Annotated in this window: 21 protein-coding genes; 9 read left to right on the forward strand and 12 right to left on the reverse strand. The window is 53.7% G+C overall.

All coding sequences use genetic code 11. The annotated features are described in order from the left end of the window. The first annotated feature begins 246 nt into the window (after positions 1-246). Positions 247-1182: a DMT family transporter gene (locus tag WG929_RS04450; protein ID WP_416205055.1), complete on the forward strand. Its 936-nt coding sequence runs from the start codon at positions 247-249 to the stop codon at positions 1180-1182. Between the two features lie 154 nt (positions 1183-1336). Here WG929_RS04450 and WG929_RS04455 read toward each other — a convergent pair whose 3' ends face one another. The 4 genes from WG929_RS04455 to WG929_RS04470 form a co-directional block, all read right to left on the reverse strand. Then, on the reverse strand, positions 1337-2656 hold the full coding sequence (locus tag WG929_RS04455) for a TRAP transporter large permease (protein WP_369856566.1): 1320 nt from the start codon (positions 2654-2656) through the stop codon (positions 1337-1339). Beyond that, positions 2653-3171, reverse strand: a complete 519-nt coding sequence (locus WG929_RS04460) for a TRAP transporter small permease (RefSeq protein WP_416205056.1) — start codon at positions 3169-3171, stop codon at positions 2653-2655. The genes WG929_RS04455 and WG929_RS04460 overlap by 4 nt, the downstream gene beginning before the upstream one ends. Continuing rightward, entirely contained in the window at positions 3168-4220 is a 1053-nt protein-coding gene (locus WG929_RS04465; protein ID WP_416205057.1) for a TRAP transporter substrate-binding protein, read from the reverse strand. The genes WG929_RS04460 and WG929_RS04465 overlap by 4 nt, the downstream gene beginning before the upstream one ends. A gap of 143 nt (positions 4221-4363) precedes the next feature. After that, on the reverse strand, positions 4364-4660 hold the full coding sequence (locus tag WG929_RS04470; RefSeq protein WP_416205058.1) for a hypothetical protein: 297 nt from the start codon (positions 4658-4660) through the stop codon (positions 4364-4366). A gap of 229 nt (positions 4661-4889) precedes the next feature. Between WG929_RS04470 and WG929_RS04475 the strand changes: the two genes are divergently transcribed. After that, positions 4890-5894: an AraC family transcriptional regulator gene (locus WG929_RS04475; RefSeq protein ID WP_416205059.1), complete on the forward strand. Its 1005-nt coding sequence runs from the start codon at positions 4890-4892 to the stop codon at positions 5892-5894. A 202-nt stretch (positions 5895-6096) separates the two neighbouring features. Here the strand turns inward: WG929_RS04475 and WG929_RS04480 are convergent, their stop codons facing one another. After that, positions 6097-7182, reverse strand: a complete 1086-nt coding sequence (locus WG929_RS04480) for a hypothetical protein (protein WP_369856562.1) — start codon at positions 7180-7182, stop codon at positions 6097-6099. 461 nt (positions 7183-7643) lie between these two features. On the opposite strand from WG929_RS04480, the gene pobA reads away from it, so the two are divergent. Beyond that, positions 7644-8852, forward strand: a complete 1209-nt coding sequence (gene pobA, locus WG929_RS04485; protein ID WP_369858026.1) for a 4-hydroxybenzoate 3-monooxygenase — start codon at positions 7644-7646, stop codon at positions 8850-8852. 118 nt (positions 8853-8970) lie between these two features. Here the strand turns inward: pobA and WG929_RS04490 are convergent, their stop codons facing one another. From WG929_RS04490 to WG929_RS04500, 3 genes are read right to left on the reverse strand one after another with little or no spacing between them, the layout of a single operon-like run. Beyond that, entirely contained in the window at positions 8971-9420 is a 450-nt protein-coding gene (locus WG929_RS04490) for a hypothetical protein (protein ID WP_416205060.1), read from the reverse strand. Between the two features lie 25 nt (positions 9421-9445). Beyond that, the gene (locus tag WG929_RS04495) at positions 9446-10822 is read right to left on the reverse strand and encodes a class II fumarate hydratase (protein ID WP_416205061.1); all 1377 of its coding nucleotides are present in this window, start codon (positions 10820-10822) and stop codon (positions 9446-9448) included. 60 nt (positions 10823-10882) lie between these two features. Beyond that, positions 10883-11254, reverse strand: a complete 372-nt coding sequence (locus WG929_RS04500; RefSeq protein ID WP_369856559.1) for a hypothetical protein — start codon at positions 11252-11254, stop codon at positions 10883-10885. Between the two features lie 222 nt (positions 11255-11476). On the opposite strand from WG929_RS04500, the gene WG929_RS04505 reads away from it, so the two are divergent. Further along, positions 11477-12037, forward strand: coding sequence for a flavodoxin (locus tag WG929_RS04505; RefSeq protein WP_369856558.1), 561 nt, complete (start codon positions 11477-11479; stop codon positions 12035-12037). 111 nt (positions 12038-12148) lie between these two features. Here the strand turns inward: WG929_RS04505 and WG929_RS04510 are convergent, their stop codons facing one another. From WG929_RS04510 to edd, 4 genes are all read right to left on the reverse strand, one after another. Then, entirely contained in the window at positions 12149-13474 is a 1326-nt protein-coding gene (locus tag WG929_RS04510) for a di-heme oxidoredictase family protein (protein ID WP_416205062.1), read from the reverse strand. Between the two features lie 74 nt (positions 13475-13548). Beyond that, complete coding sequence (locus WG929_RS04515; RefSeq protein WP_416205063.1) at positions 13549-15312, reverse strand: RCC1 domain-containing protein; 1764 nt, start codon at positions 15310-15312, stop codon at positions 13549-13551. 446 nt (positions 15313-15758) lie between these two features. Continuing rightward, complete coding sequence (gene glk, locus WG929_RS04520) at positions 15759-16775, reverse strand: glucokinase (protein WP_416205064.1); 1017 nt, start codon at positions 16773-16775, stop codon at positions 15759-15761. Next, positions 16772-18664 carry a phosphogluconate dehydratase gene (edd, locus tag WG929_RS04525; RefSeq protein WP_416205065.1) on the reverse strand — a complete coding sequence of 631 codons (1893 nt, stop codon included), beginning with the start codon at positions 18662-18664 and terminating at the stop codon, positions 16772-16774. The genes glk and edd overlap by 4 nt, the downstream gene beginning before the upstream one ends. 418 nt (positions 18665-19082) lie before the next feature. Here edd and WG929_RS04530 point away from each other — a divergent pair, with 418 nt between their 5' ends. The 5 genes from WG929_RS04530 (at position 19083) to ahcY (ending at position 25698) form a co-directional block, all read left to right on the forward strand. Further along, on the forward strand, positions 19083-19622 hold the full coding sequence (locus tag WG929_RS04530) for a heme NO-binding domain-containing protein (RefSeq protein ID WP_416205066.1): 540 nt from the start codon (positions 19083-19085) through the stop codon (positions 19620-19622). Continuing rightward, positions 19609-21879, forward strand: coding sequence for a putative bifunctional diguanylate cyclase/phosphodiesterase (locus tag WG929_RS04535; RefSeq protein ID WP_416205067.1), 2271 nt, complete (start codon positions 19609-19611; stop codon positions 21877-21879). The genes WG929_RS04530 and WG929_RS04535 overlap by 14 nt, the downstream gene beginning before the upstream one ends. A 68-nt stretch (positions 21880-21947) precedes the next feature. After that, positions 21948-22955 (forward strand): ArsR/SmtB family transcription factor, encoded by a 1008-nt coding sequence (locus WG929_RS04540; protein ID WP_416205068.1) that lies wholly within the window; start codon positions 21948-21950, stop codon positions 22953-22955. A 72-nt stretch (positions 22956-23027) separates the two neighbouring features. Continuing rightward, on the forward strand, positions 23028-24188 hold the full coding sequence (gene metK, locus WG929_RS04545; RefSeq protein ID WP_416205069.1) for a methionine adenosyltransferase: 1161 nt from the start codon (positions 23028-23030) through the stop codon (positions 24186-24188). Between the two features lie 127 nt (positions 24189-24315). Next, positions 24316-25698, forward strand: a complete 1383-nt coding sequence (gene ahcY, locus WG929_RS04550) for an adenosylhomocysteinase (protein WP_416205070.1) — start codon at positions 24316-24318, stop codon at positions 25696-25698. Positions 25699-25702: the final 4 nt, after the last annotated feature.

A 25702-nucleotide genomic window follows, 5' to 3' on the forward strand; every position in this document is an offset into this window, starting at 1 on the left:
GGTTCTCAATGATTAAACCGAGCCTGATGAGCGCCAGCTGGTTTCAGAACAAGGTATGAGGAGTGCGGGTTAGCGAGCTCAACAAGCGACGAATAACGCCGGGTTGGAAGCAAAAGGCCTCAGACCCTTGGATCAGGGTTAACATCCCGACACTTTCCGGCTTGCAACAATGCTTGCTAAAAACAGATCTATCAATCACCAGAAGAATCAATAAGCTGGTGCCATTCTTTTGGTCCAGGCCCTTTTATGCATTCCTCATCCCGTGCGACCCCGATAGTCATGCTGCTGATTTGCGTGATCTGTTGGGGCAGTGTGTTTCCCATCTCAAAAATCCTGCTGCACTCAATATCCGGCCTGTCGCTGTTGATGTGGCGGTTTCTGATCGCGATTGCCTGTGTCATCGTCTACTTGATCGTACAGAGAAAACCCTGGCCATCACTGCGTTGGTCGCAATACCTGATTCTGGCGGCGCTTGGCGTGCTAGGTGTCGGTGGCTTCAATCTGGCGCTGTACGAAGGACTGCCCTATACCGAAGCCACCAACGGTGCCTTGATCATGGCACTCAGTCCATTGGTCACTTCCATCGCCGCCGCCGCACTGGCTCGTCGCTGGCTTTCCATCCAGCAGTGGGTCAGCCTGCTGATTGGTCTGACCGGTGTCACCCTGGTCATTACCAACGGTGATGTCATTGCCCTGCTGCAACACGGCATCAATCAGGGTGACTTGCTGATTGCTGGCGGCATGTTGTGTTGGGCTGCCTTTACCATTGCCTCTCAACGGGTCAATCACTGGTTATCACCCGTGCCGTTTACCCTGGTGACCATGACAGCCGGATGGCTCGCAGTCAGCTTTTATGGTCTGGTCATCAGGCAAGTACATCCCTGGGAAGAATTGCAGTTAATGACGCCCACCAACCTGTTGCAAATACTCCATATCAGCGTGTTTGGATCCGTGGTGGCCTACCTGTTCTGGATTCAGGGAGTGAAGGCTATTGGCGCGGCCAGCGCCTCGATGTTTTTTAACCTTGTGCCGGTATCGGCAGCCCTGATTGCCGTGGCGATGGGCGAGCAGCTTTCCGCTATTCAGGTCACCGGCATTGCTATCGCTATTGCAGGATTGAGTTTACCCAGCCTGATCCGATATTTGTGGTCTCGACGACATCGTGATGCGGTGCAGCTTTAACGGAGAGCAGGCTTTAACGGAGAGCAGGGTTTAAGGTTTAACGGGAGAAGAGCAAGAGGAAGTAAAACAGGGAGGCAAGTATGGGTTTGGAAGCGAAACAGTTAACACAAACCGACAGACATGCGTCTGTCGGTAGGCAAGACAGGAACAACGATCAGTTCAGCAGATGTACTGCCCAGAGCGTGATGCCAGGGAAGATAATCATCAGGATGACACGCAGAATATCCGACATCAGAAACGGGATAACACCCTTGAATGCTTCTGTCAGCTGCAAATCCTTGTCAAAGGATTTGATGATAAAGACGTTCATGCCAACCGGTGGCGTAATTAGCCCCACCTCAACAACAACCAACGCAATAATACCGAACCAGATCCCCAGGTCTTCCGCCGACATACCAAAATCCATAACGGCAATGATCGGATAATAGATGGGAATGGTCAGCAGAATCATCGCCAGACTGTCCATAAAACACCCCAACACCAGGTAAGTAACCAGCATGATCGCCAGTACCAGATACGGAGACAGGTCAGCTGCCAGAATCATATCAGCGCCAATGGATGGCAGCTGGGTCAGGGCAATAAAGACACTGAACAAGTCAGCACCCAACAGGATGAAAAAAATCATCGCCGTCGATACCGCTGTCTTGAGGATACTTTCACGGAAATCCGCCAGCCGCATCTTGCCGTGGGTAAAGGCCAGTATCGCAGTCAGAAAAACCCCCACCGAAGCCGCTTCTGTTGGCGTAAAGATACCCGCATAAATACCACCCAGTACAATCAGGAAGATCACGGAAATATGCCAGACGTCTTTGGTAGAACGAAACTTCTCAGCCCAGGTGGTCTTTGGGCCAGCAGGACCGGATTCTGGCTTCCAGCGAACATAAATGGCAATCGCCAGCATGTAGCCAAACGCCGCCATAAAGCCCGGCACAAATGCCGCAATAAACATTTTGGCGATGTTTTGTTCGGTCAGAACCGCAAAAATAATCAGCACCATGGACGGCGGAATCAGAATACCCAACGTACCACCCGCTGCCAGCGCCCCGGCTGCCAGACCGGCCTGATAGTTATTGGCCTTCATTTCAGGCAGGGCAACCTTGCCCATGGTCGATGCAGTTGCCAGCGACGAACCACAAATAGCCCCAAATGCAGCGCAGCCGGAAATGGACGCCATCGCCAGGCCGCCTTTCAATTGCCCCACCCAGACGTTACAAGTACGGAACAATTCACGCGTAATACCGGCACGTGTGGCCAGCTCCCCCATCAGCAAAAACAGCGGCACAACCGACAAGTCAAAAGTAGAAAACTTGGAGACCGGCACTGTCCCCATATAATTCAAAACGGAGTCTGGCCCGGCCAGCAGACCGTAACCCAAAGCGCCACAAGCCATCATCGACAGTGCAATGGGAATACGCATCGCCATCAGCAGCATCAGCAATACAATCATGGCAAACGCCAGTTCTACATTGGTCATTTCCCGGCTCCACGAACAAAGGTAACTACACGATCAAGACTCGTCAGGGCAACCAGGACAGATGACAACACACCGGGCACAAAAACGATCCATAACGGCAGTTCAAGAATCATGCTCTGTTCCATGTAGTCGTAGGCATCCAATCCACCCAAGGTCAATTGCCTGATCAGCACCACCGACACCACAAAGAAAAAAGCCTCACCAATGGTCTCCAGCAATGTCACCCAGCGGGGTGCCAGATTATTGGTGAAAATATCAACAACAACATGACCATTAGCGCGGTGGCCTTCCGGTAAAAACAAAAAGACGGTGATTCCAAGACCGGCTTCCACCAATTCGTAATCGCCTTCAATTGCGGTACCAAACAGAGCGCGACCGGTGATACTGATAACCGTCATGGTTGCCAGTACCAGCATCAGAAAACCGCCCACCAGTGCAAACTGGCGGGACAGCCATGCCATACCGATACGCACCTGTTCCAGCCAGACAGGCTGATTCAGGGCTACTTCAGTCATGATCCACTAACAACCTTCTCGTATTTCGTAATCAGATTAACGGCGTTCTGATACAGCGCCGCACCATCCTTGCCATCATCCGTCATATCCGCAATCCAGTCGTCGGTCACTGGTTGCATCATGCGCTTCCAGTTTGCAGTTTCTTCCGGAGTCAGCGTGTAGAAAGGGTTATTTTCTGCGTGTGACGCGGCATACCCTGGCAGTTCGGCCAGATCCATTTCATGCCCCAGTCGACGCGCTTCATCGATACCCGAATTATTGTCGATCACCTTTTGCAGATCAGCAGGCAACTGCTCGTAAGCTTTTTTGTTCATAGCAAACAGAAAGAACTGGGTATACAAACCGCGCTCACCCTTGATCTCGGTATGGTTCGGTGCCAACTGCTGGATTTTCAGCGGGTTAACCACCTCAAACGGCATCACGGCAACATCCACCACTCCTTTGGACAAGGCACTAGGCAAGGCGGGTACAGGCATAAAGACCGGTGAGCCGCCCATAATACCGAAAGCTTCGGCCATCGCCTTGTTCGGCGCTCGCATCTTCAGGCCTTCCATATCCGCTGCGGTTTTGATCAGCTTGCTACGCGAGTGCAGAGCACCGGGGGCATGGGTATGAATGGCCAGCAGGCGTACATCGCTCAGCTCGTCCTGCATTTCAGTCTCAGCGTATTCTTGCAATGCCATACTGGTTGCTTCCGCACTGGCAGGCATGAACGGCAGTTCAAAGGCACCGGCTTTCGGAAAACGACCCGGTGTATAACCGCCTACCGTCCAGACGATATCGGCGACGCCTTTGCGCGCCTGGTCAAACAACTGCGGAGGCTTGCCACCCAGCTGCATCGCAGGATAGATATCGATCTTGATACGACCCTGGGACTCTGCCATCACCTTGTCTGCCCACGGCACCATCATTTTTTGATGAGTAGCGGACAACGGAGTCAGAAAGTGATGCAGTTTAAAGGTAAATTCAGGTTCAGCAGCCTGGGTGTTCAATGCAGCCATACCTGCGACAGTAAGGCTTAGCGTCAGGAACAGGTTTTTCAATTTCATTGTTTTACACCTTGTTATTTTTATCGGTCAGACTTTGCCAGCGGCAAAATCCCCGAAGGCAAAATCATGCAACCTAGAACTGTCGGAAATTTCAACAGACTTTTTTGTATTGAAGTGATTCACCTGAATTACCGCCAGCACAGTCACTGGCCACTGGAAATCCAAGGCCGCAAAACAGCAATTAGAATCGACAACCGCAAGCTAGCATCCCAGCCGCCTTGCTGGTAATTAAATAAGCATAGGAACCATTCGTTTTTTGCATAGATACATGCTAATCCAGCTATAAAGTCACGCTCCAAGCGCCATCGCCAGATCGGTCTGATGTCCAGAAAAGCCCTGTAAAAGCAGCTTTTTTGCAACAAAAGAACTCTTCCAGCACTTGCGATAGCAATAAGAACTGCTTCACTGACTGTAGTAAATAAAATCACATTCTGCCCCAATCCTTGCTCCTTGCTATAGCATAAACAAATAGCCTACTGATGAAATTGGAATGGCAGTTTGGTAGCACGAGCAAATACGTTACAGGCATACTCCCATGCAGAAAAAGAATACTGGCCACGCACTTCAGCGCCAGCTCAAGAATGGACCCGACAACAAGCATGTTATTTAAGTACCAGCAAGCTGATGACAATCAGAAGGACTCACTCCAAACGGCAACAGAGGAAATCCATGCCTGACGCATCGCTATCCATTTCAGCTTCCCTGGCACTGGTGCCCAGCCCTGAGCGAGTGAGCCAGCCCCGGCTGGAATGGCGCATGGAAAATCGTGCAGGTACTGCCCTTTTTATTCGTCCGGCCGAAAGTAATCCCCTTACGGACACTCCGACACTGTTTCGAAACGACCGCAACTTGTTCGGCAAGCTAATGCTTTCCGAGCTGCATTTTGCTCACGAGACCCCACTGGTCTGCCATACCAGCGAGGACAGCTATTTTTTACTGCTGGTAATGAGCGGCAGTTGTGACTATCACACCCTGACAGGGCAACAACAACTCACCCCCGGTGCAGTGTTATTGCTGAACCCGGGTGACAAACTGCCGGTTTGTTATCAGGCGGATTGTCATGTCACGACACTATCCATTCCGCAGCAAGAGTTACTGAATGCTGCGGTTGTCATGGGCTGCGCTCATTCCAGTATGGAAATCGACTTTCTGCTCCCGGAAACCGGCGCTGTCTTGCCTGAGGCGCTTTACCATATTATTCGCTCCATGTGGGCCTCAGCGACCAGGCCCATCACCGAGACAACCCGCCAGTGCTACGAACAACTGCTGTACGATGCCCTGATGAACAGTTTTACCACTCGAGTGGTGCAACCAGGTCTGGCACAGGTCAGTAAGCACCCACAAATAGAACAGGTGCGACATCGGGTAATACAACACATCACAGAAGACTTTGATGTCCGAGAAATTGCTGCGGCATGCAAGGTCAGTGTAAAAACACTCTACAACCTGTTTAATCGTGAGCTGGGGATCACACCCTCTGTTTTTATTCGCAATTGTAAACTCGAAGCGGCGTACGCCAATATTCAGCAGCACCCGGAACACAACATCACTCATATCGCTACACGTTACGGCTTTACCAATCTCAGCCGTTTTTCCGCCTACTACCGGGAACGCTACGGCGAATCACCGTCGGATACATTACGCAAGCGGCGCCAGCAACAGGCCACAAGCTGACCTCGTCGATCATCGATAGACATCGTCCCTGAACGACAGCCACAAAAAAACCGGGCGAACCCGGTTTTTCTTGTTGTCACAGGGAGAGCTGTCGCAACCCTGCTTGCAGAACAACAATATCAAGATCAAGCGAATCTATCAGGTACTGCCACAGTCAGGCCGGATAGCACACCACGACAGGTGCTATCCAAACCAGGCATGATCAGAACTTGTAGATTGCCATCACTTCCAGCTGCTTGCCTTTCGGACGCAGGTTCGGCAGCGTTGAGGTGTTATTCAATGTATCAACATCCTGCTTGCGGAATTCGATACCCAGATCCAGACCTTTGGTATAATTGTAGATCACGTTGGCATTCATGGCATTCAACTCACTGTCTGCCGTGTCGTCAACGCCGATGTGGGCCATACGAATAGTCGCTGTCGTCTTGGTGTCAAACTTGTATGCAACCGCTGCGGTGTAGCCGGTTTGCTGTACCAGCTCGCCATCCTGAGCATCGGAGTTTTTCGGACCACCGTAGGCACCATTCACACCAAAGCCTGAGAACACACCCAAGCCCTTACCTGTGTAGGCACTGCCGTACAGAGTCACGTCACCCAGACCCAGCTTACCGGCAAACGAAGCACCGCCACCAAAAACAGAGTTTTCACGGTCGTTATTGGAACCGTCACCCTGAGCGACATCGCGGCCGACAGCCGCTACGGTAAAGCCAGAACCACCTTCAAAACGCTGGGTATAGGCAGCCACCATATCCGGGAAGCCAGCACCTGTGTTAACCGGATCCTGCAAGCTGATACGGATTGGACCCGAGGTGTAATGCATCACCAGGTTCGAACGGACAGTACCGCCGTTACCACTGATAGTACCCAGGCCAGGGCCCCAGAAGTTGATCTGGGCCGCGTCCATTGGTGCAGTAGCGAAGAACGCACCATTCCAAGTCTGACCAAGGGTTACCTTGTCAATTTGCATATAGGCGTGACGCAAACGCCAATTGTAAGTAGCGGAGTTAAAATAACCACCGTAGAAGTCACCTTCGATAAAGGTAGAGATCTTGTGGCCATCGACTTCACGTTCGGTCTTGAAGTTCAAACGAGACTGACGGGCGGTCGCATCAAAAGTGTTAGTTACGCCGTTGGCTGCATCAGCATCCGGACGATTGAATACGCCCTCGGCCTTGATGTAGCCACCCACGCTGTATTTGACGCCATTCATTTCAGCGACCTGACCTGCACCAGCAGCTGATGCAAGAACGGATGATGCAATGGCCAGAGCCAGTGTATGCTTCTTCATTTTTACGCCTTTTTATTTATTGTTTTGGTCTTATAACAGTAGTCCAACGGTTGCTCTCCTGTGAAACGACCGCCGGTTAATTCAGCCACACAAGTGTCGTACAGCACCAGAAGAAAGGCTGTACATATATTGAAAACGACATACGCTATGTGTAAAAATCCATAGAATTGTTACACATTTCCATAACTTTTTGAGATACCAGAGATTTATCCCGTCGATTCATGGTCACAGCTGGTTGCTTTTTGTTCAACAACAACCCAGCACCTGTTCGCACTATTTCTTCCCACCTCGGCAGATGCCTGTTGCAAAACAGGCGGGCAGCTATCCACACCTAGCTGACTATTTATCCTTTGCAGAAAAAGTACCAGCGATAGCCGCTATCCTCCATTCAGAATCAGATCGAATTTGCTCATCATGGAATGGATACCAGACACCACTCAGCCGAGGCAAACATGAAAACTATAACAACTCAGGTAGCCATTATTGGTTCAGGCCCATCCGGCTTGCTGCTAGGTCAGCTGCTGAACACACAGGGTATTTCCAACGTTATTCTGGATCGCGTCGACGGCGACTATATTCTGGGCCGAATCCGCGCCGGTATTCTGGAACAGGGTTTTGTTGATCTGGCGCGAGAAGCCGGTGTAGCGGAGCGGATGGACAACGAAGGCCATGTACACGAAGGTTTCGAACTGTCGATGAACGGTGAACGTACCCGCATCGACCTGAAAACACTGACCGGTGGCGACACCGTCATGTGTTATGGCCAGGTCGAAATCACCCGCGACCTGATGGATGCGCGTCAGGCAGCTGAACTGCCAACCTATTACAACGCTGAAAAAGTAACCCCGCATGAGGTTAAGAGCGACAAACCCTACGTCACGTTTGTCCACGACGGTGAAGAATACCGCCTCGACTGCGACTACGTTGCTGGCTGCGACGGCTTCCACGGCGTGTCGCGCCAGACCATTCCTGCCGAGATCCGCACCGAACACGAACGGGTGTATCCATTCGGCTGGCTCGGCTTTATGGCCGATGTACCACCCTGCAACCACGAATTGATTTATGCCATGAGCGATCATGGTTTTGCCCTGGCGAGCCAGCGTTCTGCCACCCGCTCACGCTACTACTTGCAGGTGCCATTAACCGACAAAATCGAAGACTGGAGCGATGAACGTTTCTGGGATGAGCTGAAAAAGCGTCTGCCAGCGGACGTAGCGGCCACCATGGAGACCGGCCCGAGCATCGAAAAAAGCATCGCCCCCCTGCGTTCGTTCGTTTGTGAACCCATGCAATATGGCAACCTGTTTCTGGTCGGCGATGCCGCCCACATTGTGCCGCCAACCGGAGCCAAAGGCCTGAACCTGGCGGCCTCGGATGTCGCGACGCTCTTCAAGATCATGACCCGCGTTTACAAGGAAGGCGATAAGGAGTGTATCAGCCAGTACTCTGACATTGCCCTGCGTCGAGTGTGGAACGGTGAGCGTTTCAGCTGGTGGATGACCAGCATGATGCACGACTTTGGCGACGACCTCTCCGGCGGTAACAACATGGAACCGCTGATGTACAAACGTTTTATGGAATCCGAATTGAACTACTATCTGGGTTCCGAGAACGGCCGCAAAGTCATTGCCGAGCAATACGTCGGCCTGCCTTACGAAGATCTGAAGTAACTGCATGAGTCCGAAATAGCCGCAACCACAGGTAAACAAGAAGCAGGTTTGGCCTGCTTCTTGTTTTTTTAAAGGCTCTTATTCTCAACGGTATTGCAGCGGAAATGGTCAGCGGCGATTAGTGCCAGACCGGAGCGGCAAAAAAAGACCCCAAATGTGGCCGCATGCGGCATAATCGCTGCTCCAGCACGGGCCATTCCAGCAACAGCAGATCTCTTGCCAAAGACACATTCACACGCTGGGTTGGTGTGCTAGCCTCGTGCAGATGGGCCGCGACCAGTTCAGCACAGCGGCTCAATTTGACCAGTGCCATTTCGGCTCGTCCCGCTTCCAGGTACGCATCCACCAGGTTCAGTAACGGTGTAACCACCGCCAGTAATGACTGCTCTGACAAGCGTTCAGGGCCAGCGTCAAGTTCGGCGTAACCAAGATTTAATGCCTGATGAAAGTCGTCGCAAGCTTGCTGCGGATTCCCGGACAGTAATGCTCTGCGCCCGGATTCAATCCAGTCCCACCAGCCAGCCGGCATGTCCAACCCGGCCAGGTAATAGCGGGATACCCTAGCCATCATGTCCTCCCGTGGTGAGAGACAATCAGATGCCTCCTTGTGTCAACTTGGCCGGATCGAGCAAGCGTTCCAGCTCCTCGCGTGAGAGATTGGTTCGCTCATCCGCAACATCCAGTACCGGTCGTTTTTCCTGATAGGCTTGTTTGGCAATGTCGGCCGCTTTCATGTAACCCACTATCGGATTCAACGCCGTTACCAAAATCGGATTACGCGCCAGTGCCTGCTGCAAGTTGGCTTCATTGACCGTAAAAGTGGCGATGGCCTTGTCGGCCAACAACTGTGATGCGTTGGTCGCCAGCTCAATGCTGCCCAACAAATTAAACGCAATCAGCGGCAACATCACATTCAGCTCAAAATTGCCTGACTGGCCACCGATGGTGATCGCGGTATCGTTACCGATGATCTGCGCCGCGACCATAGCCGTTGCTTCCGGTATCACCGGATTTACCTTGCCAGGCATGATCGATGATCCCGGTTGCAAGGCTTCCAGCTCAATTTCGCCTAATCCCGCCAGAGGGCCAGAATTCATCCAGCGTAAATCATTAGCGATTTTCATTAGGGCCACTGCCAGGGTTTTTAACGACCCCGAGGTTTGCACCGCCACATCTTGAGAGCTGATCAGCATAAACAGATCCGGGCCAGGCTGAAACGGCAAGCCGGTCAGCTTGCTCAACTCATGATTAAACAACTCGGCAAATTCCGGGTGGGCATTAATCCCGGTACCCACCGCCGTGCCACCTTGAGCCAGGCGTAATAACTGGGTCAGCTGATGATCCAGATTCTTGCGACAACTGCGAATTTGCTCAGCCCAGGCTCCCAGACTCTGGCTCAGACGGATGGGCATGGCGTCCATCAGATGAGTACGTCCGGTTTTGATACAACCGTCCACGGTGGTGGCCTTTTCTCGAATCACCCGCTGCAGGTGATCCAGCGCCGGGATCAATTCGTCACTGAGAGTCACCGCCGCACTGATGTGGATGGTGCTCGGAATAATATCGTTGCTGCTTTGCCCGCAGTTAACGTGGTCGTTGGCACTCACTTCCCGCCCCAGTGATCGGCTGGCGAGGGTCGCAATGACTTCGTTGGCGTTCATATTGGTACTGGTGCCCGAGCCAGTCTGGAACACATCCACCGGGAAGTGCGTCATCAAGTCATCATCTGCCAGCAATTGATCAACGGCCGCGACTATCGCTTCTGCCACCTCAGTTTCCAGCATACCCAACTGACTATTGGCTCTGGCGGCAGCCGACTTGGCCAGCAGCAAAGAAATCACAAAGGGTGCAGGCAGGCTGCGGCCACTGATCGGGAAGTTATTGATTGCCCGCTGGGTCTGCGCTCCCCAAAGTGCCTCTTCCGGCACTTGCAATTCACCCATACTGTCTTTAACGGTACGAAAACTCATGCTGTTCTCCTCTGCTTATGGCTCGACTAATCAGGCTTCGCTGACGGATGACATTACCCGTCAACCCGCCGAATACTCCAGGCTATAACTGGCAATCGTACGTAACTGCCACTGCAACCGATTCACCGAACGGCGCTGATGTGGCTTGGTCGCAATCGACGACAGGCCATTCAACGGATGATGGCTGTAATCCATACACAGCTGCCTCCAGCTCTCTGGCACCAGTTCATCAGCAATGGCTTCCAGTAACAAATCGTACTCACGCCGGTAGATCCGCCGTCTGACACAGTTGCAGCTACGCGGAAAAACCAGCTCTTCCAGCACCAGCCAACGCTGAATACAGTGTGGGCTATCGGGTTGCTCTCCATATCGCACGGCATGGCGCATAGCGATCAGATCCAGGTAGTTATCCATTGCTTGTTGACTGGCCATTACGTGCTCCTGTAGCGGGTTCGGACAGATGTCCGCTGGTGAGTTCCCTTGCCCAACGGCAGTCCAGTGACAGTTTAACGGCAGCAGGATTGGCAAACAGGAACAAAGAATGATGAATCCATGGTTGATTTATTAATGATAATGATTAGCATTTAATAAAACGTCAACCCAATATCCATCATCGGACTATCAAAGTTCTGAATCTGCAGCGAGAAAGCCACTATGAGCAACCACACGATCCGCACCGGTATTATTTTCGGTACCGACACCGGCAACACGGAAGACATTGCCAACCGCATTTCCGAACAGCTCAAGCAATATGATATCGAGGCCGACATTCACAACATCAGCGACACCAGCCCGGAGCAGTTCAGCCACTACGATTTATTGATTCTGGGGATTCCCACCTGGGATTTTGGCGGTATTCAAGGCGACTGGGACGATTTTGAAAGCGCTTTGCAACCGCTGGATTTAACTCGGCAAGTGATTGCGCTCTACGGACTTGGCGACCAATTTGGCTACGGTGACTATTTTGTGGATGCCATGGGCTGGCTGTACAATCATTTGAAGCACTCTGGCGCTCAGTTTGTGGGTTACTGGCCCACCAGTGGCTATGAATTTGATGCCTCGCTGGCGACGCTGGAAGACGGCAGGTTGTTCTGCGGACTGGCGATTGATGAAGACCAGCAATTCGAACTCACCGACGAGCGGGTTAATCGTTGGGTCAGTCAGATTGTGAGCGAACACCGTCAATGGGCTGATGATATGGCCGAAGCCGGATAAGCAGCAGGCTGAACAGACCCTAATAGCGAGCCAGAGGGGAAATTTCTTCCCCTGCTGGCGACCCATTTGCTGTCCCGTCTCAGTGCTCTCCCGGTGCTCACTTGTGACCGGCTATATCCCTCTCAAGAAAACCAACAGAGCCTGTTGATCTTCCTCGGCTAATATCTCCCAGGCTTCACGCGACGCTGACGATTCCCCGCCATGCCATTGAATCGCCTCTGGCAGTGTCCGGGCACGCCCATCATGCAAAAACCGTGAATTTCCGATACCTTCTATCAGCCCCAGCCCCCACAGTGGTGGCGTTTTCCATTCGCGGCCATTGGCGTTCCCCTCCTGTACACCATCGCTCAATTCAGCGCCCATATCGTGTAACAGCAAGTCGGTATAGGCGTAGATCGTTTGCTGATTCAGCGTCTCGAACAGTGACTGGTTGCCGGTGGTCAGCATCGGGCGATGACAGTTGTCGCAGCCAATTTGCTCGAACAGGTCGGCACCAAGATCAAATTGCGTCTGGTCGGTAATTCGGCGTTCATACACCGCCAGCAGCGTCAGAAAGTCATTAATGGCATTCAGACTGTCCAATGAGACTTCCGGGTCACCGCCGCTAGGCTGATCCGTACAAATCGACTGGTATGCGGTACAGGGTTCTGCCGGATTAAGCGCTGTTGTCAGCCCCATGTCCTGATGCAGGGCCGCAGCGCTCTGACCACGCAATGTGCATTGCATTGCCTTCCAGCCAAATCGACCAACACAGCTAACGCCTTCACGCTCGATCCAATGTGCGCGGCCGGAGATTCCGTCCTGATCCTGATCGTCCGGGTCGTGCCACTCCAGAATCTGGGCTTCCGGTATCTGTTGTAACAGGCCGACACCGGTCAACTGTGGTGACAGGCGAGGCCCAAGATGGACACCATCGTCCAATGATCGGTCAGTCTCAGACAACTGAAATTGTGGGCGCCCCAAGCCAACATCCTGCCAGGTAACCCGCCCTTCTGGCACATCGACTGTCGCTGCCGTTTGCAGCTGGCCACCCAAACGAGCGTCTGGCTGTCCATCCGCAGTACCAAGCCGGAACAAAATACCGGGGGAGGTTGTGCCATCGTCATTCAGACTGGCGGCACGGCCAGAGACGAGATGACAATCCGCACAGGCATCAGCGATAAACAACGGCCCCAATCCATCGAGCAGCGTCCGGCTACCTGGCGCAGCGGTCCAGTTGGCAACAAACAGCTCTCGCCCCTGGGAAACTGTCGGAGCTGAGCCAAGATCCAGATCTGGTATAAATTGCAGAAAGGCCATATCGTCCCTGAATGCCACCGTTGCACTGCCACCCACCGCTTGCCACTCCCGTGGCTCTGATTGCTCGGGAGGTGTGACTGCGACCGTATCACTGTTTCGAGACGGCTGCTCGGAACCACAGCCACTCAGGCCTGTCACGGCCAAGCCAACGAACAAAATGGCCGCCCATCGGGCGACCACCTGATTCCGGTTTGTCGGGAATAATCGTATTGTCATGGCTGAATAGAGGACATCACCAGGGTTGGCACCCTATACGTCCAACGGTCGATGGTACCGTCGCCACCGCCAAGCGAGCCCTGAAAACTCCATCCCCAGGAGAACACACTGCCATCCTGACGCATTCCAATGGTGTGCAAGGCACCATTACCGAGATCCACGACCTGATCGAAGCCGAACACTGACGACGATGGGAATGTCACATCACCATCCTGTTCCAGCCCTAATGTTCCGAGCATATTTTGTCCCCACGGGTACACCAGGCCATCCTGACGTTCGGCAAAGCTCTGGTTACCATTGGCCCAGACAGCTACCGCATCATCAAACCAGGGCAGTTTTTTGGGACTGGTTACTTCTCGAGGCCATTCAGGGTCTTCATTATCACTATCGTACAAGCCGATCTGGCTGCTGTAATTCAGTCCCCAACCATACACCGCACCGCTGCGGGCAATGGCCAGAACATGGCCTTTGCCTGCTACAACCGCTTCGATGGGTTCGTCAATACTGACTTCCATGGGGGTCGGATGAGCATCTGTATCTTCAGTTCCCAGCCCCAATTGGCCAGAGTTATTTTGCCCCCAACTCCAGACCCGGCCATCACGATCAACGGCCAAGGAAAAAGAAGCCCCCGACGCAATCTGAACGATATTACTGACATTCGGCTTGACCGCTATATCCCGATCTGCCGTTGTGCCATCACCCAGCTGGCCATACCGATTATTGCCAAAGGCCGATACAGTGCCGTCCTGATGCAAAACCAGCGTCTGGTTATACCCTCGCGTTACGGCAACGGCATCGGTGATACCGATGACCTGAAGTGGTATAGAGGAATCATCTTCATTCAGCGTATCGGAGCCGGTTAGCCCTTGTCCCAACTGGCCATCACCACCATTGCCCCAAGTCCATACCGTGCCGTCGTCTGCCAATGCTGCGGAGGTATTCTGACCAAATGCCAGAGAAATAAAGCTCGGTTCCACGGTCATTCTGAGCGGTGCAAACGGATGCTCATCAATATTCAGGTCTTTACTCGGATCTGAGACAAAACCGAGCCCCGTTTGGCCATAATTATTACGACCCCAGGTGTAGGTGCCATCCGGGCGAATGGCACCAGAGTGAGCATTACCGCCCATCACCTGCTTACCCAAATAAGCCGAGTGGGTTGCCGTGGTGCTGTTACCCGCCATATCGGTTGCCGTCACCTGGTAGCTATTGCTGCCCGGAACCATCACCATACGGGCCAGATACTGGCCATCGGCCGCTTCCGCAATCACGGTCTGATCGCCCAGCACCACGCTCACCGCAGCTACCGACTGATTATCGGCAGCATCAATACGCACGGTGGTGGTGAGTGCCTGGGTTGCATGGCCACTGGACGGAAAGACGAATGTCAGCTCCGGGGGCTGAGTATCGAGAACGATCGTGCGAATGTCTGTATAGGCATTACCTGCCGTATCCGTGGCGGTGATTTCCACCCGGTTTTCACCCTCGGTCAGGGTCAGGTCAGCAGAAAAACGGTCACCATCAAAAGCGGCAGCCATTGTTTGCCCGCCATAAAGCACGGAGACCGAGCGGATAGCCTCGTTATCCGTCATATTGCCTTCAATCGTAATTGCAGCAGAAGACACATTGGACTGATCAGCCGGTGTGATATTAAACACTTCAGGTTGTTCGGTGTCCTGCGGTGAGCTGGAGTCGGAATCTGACCCACAGCCTGCCAGTGCCAGAGAGGCCAGAAAAACCGGGTAATAAAGACGATTCATTACGTCCCTCCAATATTGATTGATTTATCATCAGAATGGAAAACGCAATCGTACCTCTCTTTACTTTTTAATACAAATCATTATCATTTGATTTAAGATTTGAAATGAGAGACTCTGACGCCCGAGCCAATCGCCAACAACTACCCCGGTAAATACGCTTCGCTTATTCAGACTCAAACTGAGAGATGGGTGGTGCAATAGTAAAAAAGGGCCGCTAAAAATGTAGCGCGCGACGAAAGAACAAGGCAACAATCGACGATAATGCGCACGCCCACAGGGATGCAGGCGTTAAAGTGACGCAGGAAGCGAGTTTATAAGTGCTAAATGAACATGTTGAATCGATTTTTAATCGCCGTTATTTCGAGGCAGTCATGTACCTGGCGATCAGGTTTGACTACACCCGCTGGACAAATTGGTCACGAAGGGAAAGGGATTTACTCTGCTGCTTAACCACGTACTTCGTCGTTATCCAGTGCCGCCGCCGCACCGAGCAGGCCGGGGTTTTCGGCGAGACAAAGCCATACCGGCACATCGGCCAAGTATTGAGCAAAACGTCCCTTGTTGACCATGGCGGCGTGGAAGCCACTGGCCAGGAACAGGTCGTGCACTCGTGGCAAAATACCACCACACACGTACACTCCCCCACGGGCACCCAGAGTGAGTGCCTGATCTCCGGTGACCGCACCCAGTATGGCAAAAAAACGGTTCAGGGCGCGGCGACCTAACGAGTGCTCGTCTGCTTGTGCCTGAGCGGTGATTGCCACCGGGCTGCGACACACCGCCGCCAAACCTTCGATATCGGCCATCACCTGATACAGTTCCAGCAGGCCCTGACCAGACAAAATACGTTCCACCGATACCCGAGCGTAGCGTTTTTGCAGGCCTTGCAGGATAGCGCTTTCTTCCGCATTGGTCGGCGCAAAGCTGACATGACCCCCTTCCCCAGACAGCGGCACCCAGCCATCGCGAACAGGCATCAGGCCAGAGACCCCGAGGCCGGTGCCGGGGCCAATCACCAACCGGGCGGCACGCTCCGCTGAATAAAGACCGGAATCACCACGATGGACGTCAAGCAGTTCATGAGGTTGCAGGTGAAGCATGCCTAATGCCATGGCAGTGAAGTCGTTCACCAGTTTGAGCTGCTTCAGCCCCAGATGGTTCATCAGCTGCTGACGGCGGAACAACCAGTGATTGTTGGTCATATCGATATCGTCGCCATCAACCGGACAAGCCAGCGCCAGACAAGCCCGGTGAATACCGCTTGCTCCTACCTGTTCGGCGTAACAATGAATCGCCGCTTCGATACCGGGAAAGTCAGCGGTAGCCAGCGTGACAATATGGGTCAGTTCAACCGTACCGGGCTTCACCAGGGCAAAACGGGCGTTAGTGCCACCAATGTCTCCCACTAGCACCCGCTCTCCCTGAACGGCTGTTACTCCACTACTGCTGACGGCTCGAGTCATGCTTCGATCTCGGAATTACGGCCAGCTTCGGAACTGTCACCAAGCAGTTGCTGTGGCACCAGGTCGGCATCGGTTATAAAGCTGAATACCGTTGCGCCGCGCTCGGCTTCATTCACCTGGCTGCGCATTGGGCCAAACAATTCACGCCCCATACCCAGGCCGTGTTGCTTGACGACCGTAGGCTCTTGCGTCGGGCGTTGTAACCAGCTGTCGTTGTCAGCCAACAGCCGCAGCTCGCCAGTGCTCGCATTCAACCGAATGATGTCGCCGTCTTGCACACAGGCCAGCGGCCCGCCCAGGCGCGCTTCTGGCCACACATGAATAGCTGCCGGGACTTTACCGGAGGCACCGGACATACGGCCATCAGTGACCAGCGCGACCTTGAATCCCTTGTCTTGCAGAGTGCCCAGATAGGGCGTGAGTTTGTGCAGCTCCGGCATACCAATGGCGTTTGGCCCCTGATAGCGCACTACCGCAATAAAATCTTTTTCCAGCTCGCCGCGCTTGAAGGCATCGGCGAGGTCATCCTGGTCGTTAAAGACGATGGCGGGCGCTTCAACCACCCGGTGTTCTTCGGCCACAGCAGATACTTTGATCACCCCACGACCGAGGTTGCCACGTAATAATTTCAGCCCGCCGTTGGTTGAGAACGGAGCAGAGGCAGGACGCAGAACCTTATCGTCGAGCGAGGTTGCCGTGCCTTCACGCCAGACCAGTTTGCCGTCTTGCAGGAATGGCTCTTGGGTATAAAGGGACAAACCGTGCCCCATAATCGTCATCACGTCGTTGTGCAGGTAACCGGCACCCAGCAATTCACGGACGATATAACCCACACCACCTGCTGCGTGGAAATGGTTGATATCAGCTTCGCCGTTGGGATAAACACGGGCAATCAGGGGCACGACGTCAGACAAATCAGAAAAATCCTGCCAGTCAATAATCACCCCGGCCGCCGCCGCAATGGCAATAATGTGCATGGTGTGGTTGGTGGAACCGCCAGTGGCCAGCAAAGCCACGATACCGTTCACCAGGGATTTTTCGTCAACGATTTCGTACATCGGCGTAAACCGGCCGTTTTGGGCGGTCAGGCGCACCGCTTGTTGCGCCGCGTAGCGAGTCAGTTGTTCACGCAATTCGGTGCCCGGATTCACGAAAGAAGACCCCGGCAAGTGCAAACCCATCATCTCGACCATCATCTGGTTGGAGTTGGCCGTGCCATAAAACGTACAGGTGCCAGCGCTGTGGTAAGAATCCGACTCGCATTGCAGCAATTCATCACGGCCAATTTTACCTTGAGCGTACTCCTGGCGAATGCGGGCTTTTTCCTTGTTTGGCAAGCCGGATGGCATTGGCCCAGCCGGAACAAACACGGTGGGCAAATGGCCAAAGCGCAGCGCCCCCATTAGCAAGCCCGGCACAATTTTGTCACACACGCCAAGGTAGAGAGCAGCATCAAACATGTTGTGCGACAGTGACACCGCCGTCGCCATGGCAATCACGTCGCGACTGAACAGCGACAATTCCATACCCGGCTGGCCCTGGGTCACACCGTCGCACATGGCTGGCACACCACCGGCAAATTGGGCCACCGAGCCGACGTCGCGAATTGCTTCACGAATCTGATTCGGATAGGACTCAAATGGCTGGTGAGCAGACAACATGTCGTTGTAGGCCGACACCATGGCCACATTGACCTGGTTGACCATTTTCAGCACATCCTTGTCGTGCGGGTTACAAGCGGCAAAACCATGTGCCAGGTTGCCACAGGACAAGGTTCCCCGATGTACGCCCTGCTCTTCGGCCGCTTTCATTTGTAACAGATAGGCACGACGAGTGGATTGGCTACGCTTGATAATGCGCTGGGTTACCTGCTCAACGACGGGATGCATAACGCCTCCAAAAACGGTTCATTAAATTGTTGTAGTTGTCTGCGGCCTGTCTTTCAGACTGGTTTGATTCGATTAAAGCACGTTGCTGGATCCTCAAACACCCACGACACCCGCTAGCTGGCCGCTGTGTTCAAGACAAACCGCTGACATATTCACAAAGCGCCCATTCACCCGTATTAGCACATTCTGGCAGTAAGGATGTTAGTGATTTTTACCGCTGGCGATGGGTATTATCGAATTTTTCATTTTAATGGCGGATCATCGCATGCTGGCGGGCCAGCACAGGATCACCACGCCAAACGGGGCAGCCTGGCGAATTCATCCGTTACCCAGGCAGAAAAATTAGCGTTCGGAACTGGCAGAATGGTCGCCACAGTCCTATAGTTTTCGCTATATCTAACCGATGGGAGCCAGACCGATGCTGGGCATGATTTTTACCGAACTGGTAGAAATGGTCGAAGATACTTTCTCGCCAGAGCTGGCAGATGAAATTCTGACGGCCGCCAATCTTCCGAATGGCGGGGCCTACACTGCGGTTGGCTATTATAATGCCGAAGAAATCCTGTCGCTGGTAACGCTGTTATCCGAAAAAACCGGCACTCCGGTTCCCGATCTGGTACAAGCCTTCGGTCGTTATTTGTTCAACTCATTTACCCGCAGCCATGCTGAACTATTGGCCGACAAGCATTCCTTGTTTGACCTGCTGGCAACGCTCGATAACGATATTCACAAAGAAGTACTCAGACTTTACTCTGAAGCCACCCTTCCTACTTTCCGAGTGATTTCCCAATCAAGTGACTGTATGGAGCTGGAATATCGATCCAAAAATCATCTGGAGCCACTGGCTATTGGGCTGATCGAAGGCGCAGGAAACTATTTTGGCCACCAGCAACTGATCATCAGCCAGCAACCTGGCACTGGCTCCAACGATGCTACCGTATTCCGTGTCCAAATCTGACCTCAACGTCGAGGCACTCACCCTTGCGGATCCTACCGCTGTGTTGGAACGCCGGATACAACGGGAACGTGCCGCTCGCAAAGAAGCCGAGCGTTTACTCACCGAAAAATCTGTTGAGCTGTACGAAGCGCTGCAACTGGGTGCCCGTGACCGTCACAAGCTGGAGCTGGCACTGTGGGCGGGTAATGAATCCATCTGGGACTGGGATGCCGAACATCAGATTTACGAACTGCAAGGCTTCCCAGAAGATGCCGCCAATGCGACCCGCAGTTGGGGTAATACCAGCCAGGTCATACGCCGGGTTCATCCAGATGACCAAGAAACCCTGCGCACCAACTGGCACCTGCTTTTATCCGACAGCATCAATACTCTGGATATTGTCGTGCGTTATCGGTCTCCTTCCTGCCCAACCCGCATCCAGAGCCGAGAAGAGGCCATCGCTTTGGCCCAATCGCCACATCCGGCCAGTCACAAAATCAACCAGAACATCGATAATCCAGAGTCCTGGTGCTGGCTGCATTGCCGGGGACGAGTCGTAGAACACGATAAAGAAGGTTTCCCTTCCCGTATTACCGGAACCGTTCGGGACGTCACCAACCACCACCACATGCAGAAATCGTTCCGGCTGATGGCAAGGGCCTTTTCCAGCACCCTCGATGCCATGCTGATTATCGATCACCACGGCAACATTATTGAGGCCAACCAGGCATTTTACTCACTCTTCCGACTCACAGAAGGCAGCGTCGGACAGCGATCATTAAACGACTTTATCTGTGCTGATGAAATAGCTGACCGCTCCCCTGCAGCACAAGATAACCAGACATTCCGGTCCACCATGCATGCGGATTTTATGCCGTCGTTACCCTTGGAAGTGTCGCTTTCCCATTTCCAGCCAGATGACGCCCACTATCATTACAGCATCGTCACGCTGCGCGACATGAGCGAACGCAAGCGTGCCGATTGCGCGCTGCAACATATGACCCAGCACGACAGCCTGACCAACCTCGCCAACCGTGGCACCTTGAACGAAGTTGTCACCTCAATGCTGCAGCAAGTAACCACCCAGCAACCGCTACGGGTAATGTTTCTCGACCTTGACGGCTTCAAAGCCGTTAATGACGAATTTGGCCATATTGCCGCCGACGTTCTCTTGGTAACACAGGCGCATCGCATGCAACGATTGGCACCTGCCGATGGACTGGTTTCCCGCTGGGGCGGCGATGAATTTGTCATTGCCTGGTGGCCGCCTGTCAACCAACCGGATTCGTTGCCTGCGGCTATTATGGACGCGATACGCGAGCCGATCGACCTTGGCGGCAGCAGCATCCGCCTGTCAGCCAGTATCGGTATTGCCGAAACCTGCCACTCTGGAACCGACGCCGCCGAGTTGATTCGCCACGCCGACACCGCCATGTTCGAAGCCAAGGTGCAGGGGAAAAACCGCATCCAGGCCTATACTGATGGCCTCGGCCAGCAAACCAGCCACCGTGCCAGTCTGATGTCGGAACTGGCACAAGCGATCGAACAAGACCAACTCACATTTTATGTGCAACCCAAATTCAATACCGAACGGAGAATCATTGGTGGCGAAATGCTCGCCCGCTGGCACTCGGCGACGTCGGGCAACATATCACCCGCCGTGTTTATTCCGCTGATAGAACAAGGCGGCCTGAACGCCAGCTTTGCCGAAGCCGTATTGCGCCATGGGTGCCAATACGCCGCTGCCGTCACGGCCATCAATCCAGAGCTGCATATCGCGATTAACCTGTCCGGCTGGCAATTACTCGACAGTCACCTGGCCGACAAGCTTGTCATTCAATGCCAGCAGGCTGGTGTCCATCCCTCCCGAGTCGAGCTGGAAATTACCGAATCCGTGTTTATGCAGCCGGAAAGTGATCCCGCCGCGATAATGCAGCGCTTGCGCAGCCTCGGATTTCGTCTCGCCATTGACGATTTTGGCACTGGCTACTCCTCGTTGAGCTACTTGAGAGACTTGCCGCTGGATACCGTCAAAATCGACCGCAGCTTTATTATTGATGCCGATGCCAACGACAGGGCCCTGAAAATTCTCAAAGCCATTATCCAGATGAGCCACGACCTCGACATGCACATCGTCGCTGAAGGCGTTGAAACCGTCGAACAATGGCAGCTGTTAAAAAACCTCAACGTCGAACTGTATCAAGGATTTCTGTTCGGCCGCCCGATGCCGTTTGAAGACTTTCTGCAAGCACTACATGCGGACATGGCAAACTACTGAGCAATCCTCTATATTTTCTATATTGAAAAATATTGATATAGAAAATCAAGCTGTTACTATACCGCCCCATGACACCCATTACGACGATACACACTGCGACAGCAGCGGCCAGCGCCAGATTGTCTGCCGAGCAGCTGGCACACGCCTGCAAGGCTCTGGGAGATCCACTGCGCCTGGCCATTGTGCAGTTACTGGGGCGAGGCTCATTTGGCGTACTGGAACTGTGCGAGCTGTTTGACACCAAGCAATCCAGCATGAGCCATCACCTGAAAATTCTGGCCCAGGCACAATTGGTCAGCAGCCAACGGGAAGGCAACAGTATTTTTTATCGCCGCCCTCTACTGGCCGGTCACGGCCTCTGGACACAATGGCTGAGCGCCACACTGGTTACGCTGGACGCACTGGATGACCCGCAGAACAACGAGGTCGAGCAACGCCTGCAGCGAGTACTGGCCAACCGCGCTGCCGCCTGTGCCGAATTTTTTGCCCGCAACGCCGAAGCGTTCAAGCAACAGCAAGACCTGATTGCGTCCTACGACCAATATGGCGCACCGTTGGAACGACTGATTGCAACCATGGATATTCCAACCCGGCAGGCATTGGAAATTGGTCCAGGCGAAGGCGCGTTTTTAGCCGCATTGGCCAGCCGGTTTGACACCGTACTGGCGCTGGATATTTCAGCCCCGATGCTGCAAAAGGCGCAGCATCGTATTCACCAGCAACAGCTCGACAACGTGTCGTGCCTGCTGGGCGATAGCAGTGACATTCGCGGGAGCCACCGCCACCAGTTCGATTTGGTGGTCGCCAATATGGTGCTGCATCACGTACCGGCTCCCAAAACGATCTTTACCGACGTCGCCCGCTTGCTGACCGACGATGGCTGTTTTCTGGTGACCGACCTGTGTCGGCACCAACAAGCCTGGGCACGAGAATCCTGCGGGGATCTCTGGCTCGGTTTTGAACCGGATGACCTGACCGCCTGGGCGGTCGAATCCGGCTTGAGTGAAGGCCAGAGCCAGTACCTAGGCTTGCGGAATGGATTCCAGATCCAGTTCCGATTGTTTTATCGCGCCTGATTGATCAGGTGACACCCAACAACCCTGCAAGAGCAGACGACTGCTCTGCTGTTATTATTGAGGATTCCGTGCATGAGCGAATATTCCATTTTTACCTCCGAATCGGTCTCTGAAGGCCATCCGGACAAAATGGCTGACCAGATTTCCGATGCGGTGCTGGACGCCATTCTGAAAGACGACCCTTACGCCCGTGTTGCCGTCGAAACCATGGTCAAGACCGGCATGGCCATCGTTGCCGGTGAAGTTCGCACCAGCACCTACGTCGATCTTGAAGACCTGATCCGTGATGTCATCCTCGATATTGGCTACAACAGCTCGGATGTGGGCTTTGATGGTGCATCCTGTGCAGTCATCAATGCCATTGGCAAGCAGTCAGCCGACATCGCCATGGGCGTTGACGAAGGCGACAACAAAGACCTCGGTGCTGGCGACCAGGGGCTGATGTTTGGTTACGCCACCAAAGAAACCCCGGTATTGATGCCAGCCGCCATCTACTACGCTCACCGCCTGGTAGAAAAACAGGCCGAACTGCGTAAAAACGGCACCCTGAACTGGTTGCGCCCGGACGCCAAATCCCAGGTCACCCTGCGGTATGAAAACGGCATGCCCGTCGCAGTCGAAGCCGTTGTCCTGTCAACCCAGCACGACGAAGGCATCGCGCTGAATGTCCTGCGTGAAGCGGTGATGGACGAAATTCTCAAGCCGGTGCTGCCCGCCGAATGGCTGCACGCCGATACCCTGTACCACATTAATCCGACCGGCAACTTCGTCATTGGTGGCCCGGTGGGTGACTGTGGCCTGACCGGCCGCAAAATCATCGTCGACACCTACGGCGGTGCCGCCCGTCACGGTGGTGGTGCTTTCTCCGGCAAAGACCCGTCCAAGGTAGACCGCTCCGCCGCCTACGCTGGCCGCTATGTCGCCAAGAACATTGTCGCCGCCGGGCTGGCAGACAAATGTGAGATCCAGGTGTCCTACGCCATTGGCGTAGCCGAACCGACTTCCATCTCCATCAATACTTTCGGCACTAACACTATTGCCGAAGACAGAATTGCCGAACTGGTACGCAAACACTTCGACCTGCGTCCGCAAGGCATCATCGACATGCTCGACCTGCGCCGCCCGATCTACCGCGCCACCGCCGCCTACGGTCACTTCGGTCGTGAAGAACCCAACTTCACTTGGGAAAAAACCGACAAGGCCGCCACACTGAAAGCAGCAGCCGGTCTGTAAAAAGCGAAGCATTCAGAACCCAAACAGGTAGGAGGTGGCGTGCCACCGAAGCCATTTATCTCGTGGTACACGCTTCGGGGCCAAGGCGGCCCCTCCGACCTAAACGCCCAATGAGACAGGAGCCAACATGACTCAATTCACCGATTACAAAGTCGCCGACATCAATCTGGCCGATTGGGGCCGTAAAGAAATCCAGATCGCCGAAGGCGAAATGCCTGCCCTGATGGCGCTGCGCCGCAAATACCAGGAAAGCCAGCCACTGGCCGGTGCGAAGATCATGGGCTGTATCCACATGACCATTCAAACGGCGGTACTGATCGAAACCCTGGCTGATCTGGGTGCCGAAGTACGCTGGTCTTCCTGCAATATTTTCTCGACCCAGGATCACGCCGCCGCCGCCATTGCCGCTGCCGGTATCCCGGTATTCGCCTGGAAAGGTGAAACCGAAGAAGAATTCCTCTGGTGCATCAAGCAAACCATTCTGGCCAAGAAAGATGGCGACCAGGTATGGGATGCCAATATGATTCTGGACGATGGCGGCGACCTGACCGAGATGGTTCACCAGGACTTCCCACACCTGCTGGACGCCATCCACGGTATTTCGGAAGAAACCACCACCGGTGTTCATCGCCTGTTGGAAATGATGGAAAAAGGCGAATTAAAAGTGCCCGCCATCAACGTTAACGACTCCGTCACCAAATCCAAGAACGACAACAAATATGGCTGTCGCCACTCTCTCAACGACGCTATCAAGCGCGGCACCGACCACCTGCTGAGCGGCAAGAAAGCACTGGTCATCGGCTATGGCGACGTTGGTAAAGGATCGGCGGCATCGCTGCGTCAGGAAGGCATGATCGTCAAGATTTCTGAAATCGACCCGATCTGTGCCATGCAGGCCTGCATGGATGGTTTTGAAGTGGTTTCACCGTACATCAACGGCGAGAACACCGGCGAATTGAACGGTGTCGACGGTGATCTGCTGGGCAAGACCGACCTGATCGTTACCACCACCGGTAACGTCAACGTCTGCGACAAGAATATGCTGCAAAAGCTGAAACGCAGCGCCGTCGTTTGCAACATCGGTCACTTCGACAATGAAATCGACACCGCCTATATGCGTGAAAACTGGGAATGGGACGAAATCAAACCCCAGGTGCACAAGGTATACCGTGACAAATCGACCGACGACCACCTGATTTTACTGTCAGAAGGCCGCCTGGTGAACCTCGGTAATGCCACAGGTCACCCATCGCGCATCATGGATGGCTCTTTCGCCAACCAGGTGCTGGCTCAGATCTACCTGTACGAACGCCAGTTCGCCCACATGATGGAAGCCGAAAAAGCCGAAAGCGTGTACGTGAAAGTACTGCCGAAAAAACTCGACGAAGAAGTGGCCAAAGACATGGTCGAAGGTTTTGGTGGTGTGATTACCAAACTGACCGCCACCCAGGCCAGCTATATCAACGTCAAGGCAGAAGGCCCGTACAAGCCGGAAGCGTATAAGTACTGATTGC

The sequence above is a fragment of the Oceanobacter antarcticus genome (genome assembly GCF_044962685.1).
Taxonomy (GTDB): Bacteria; Pseudomonadota; Gammaproteobacteria; order Pseudomonadales; family Oceanobacteraceae; genus Oceanobacter; species Oceanobacter antarcticus.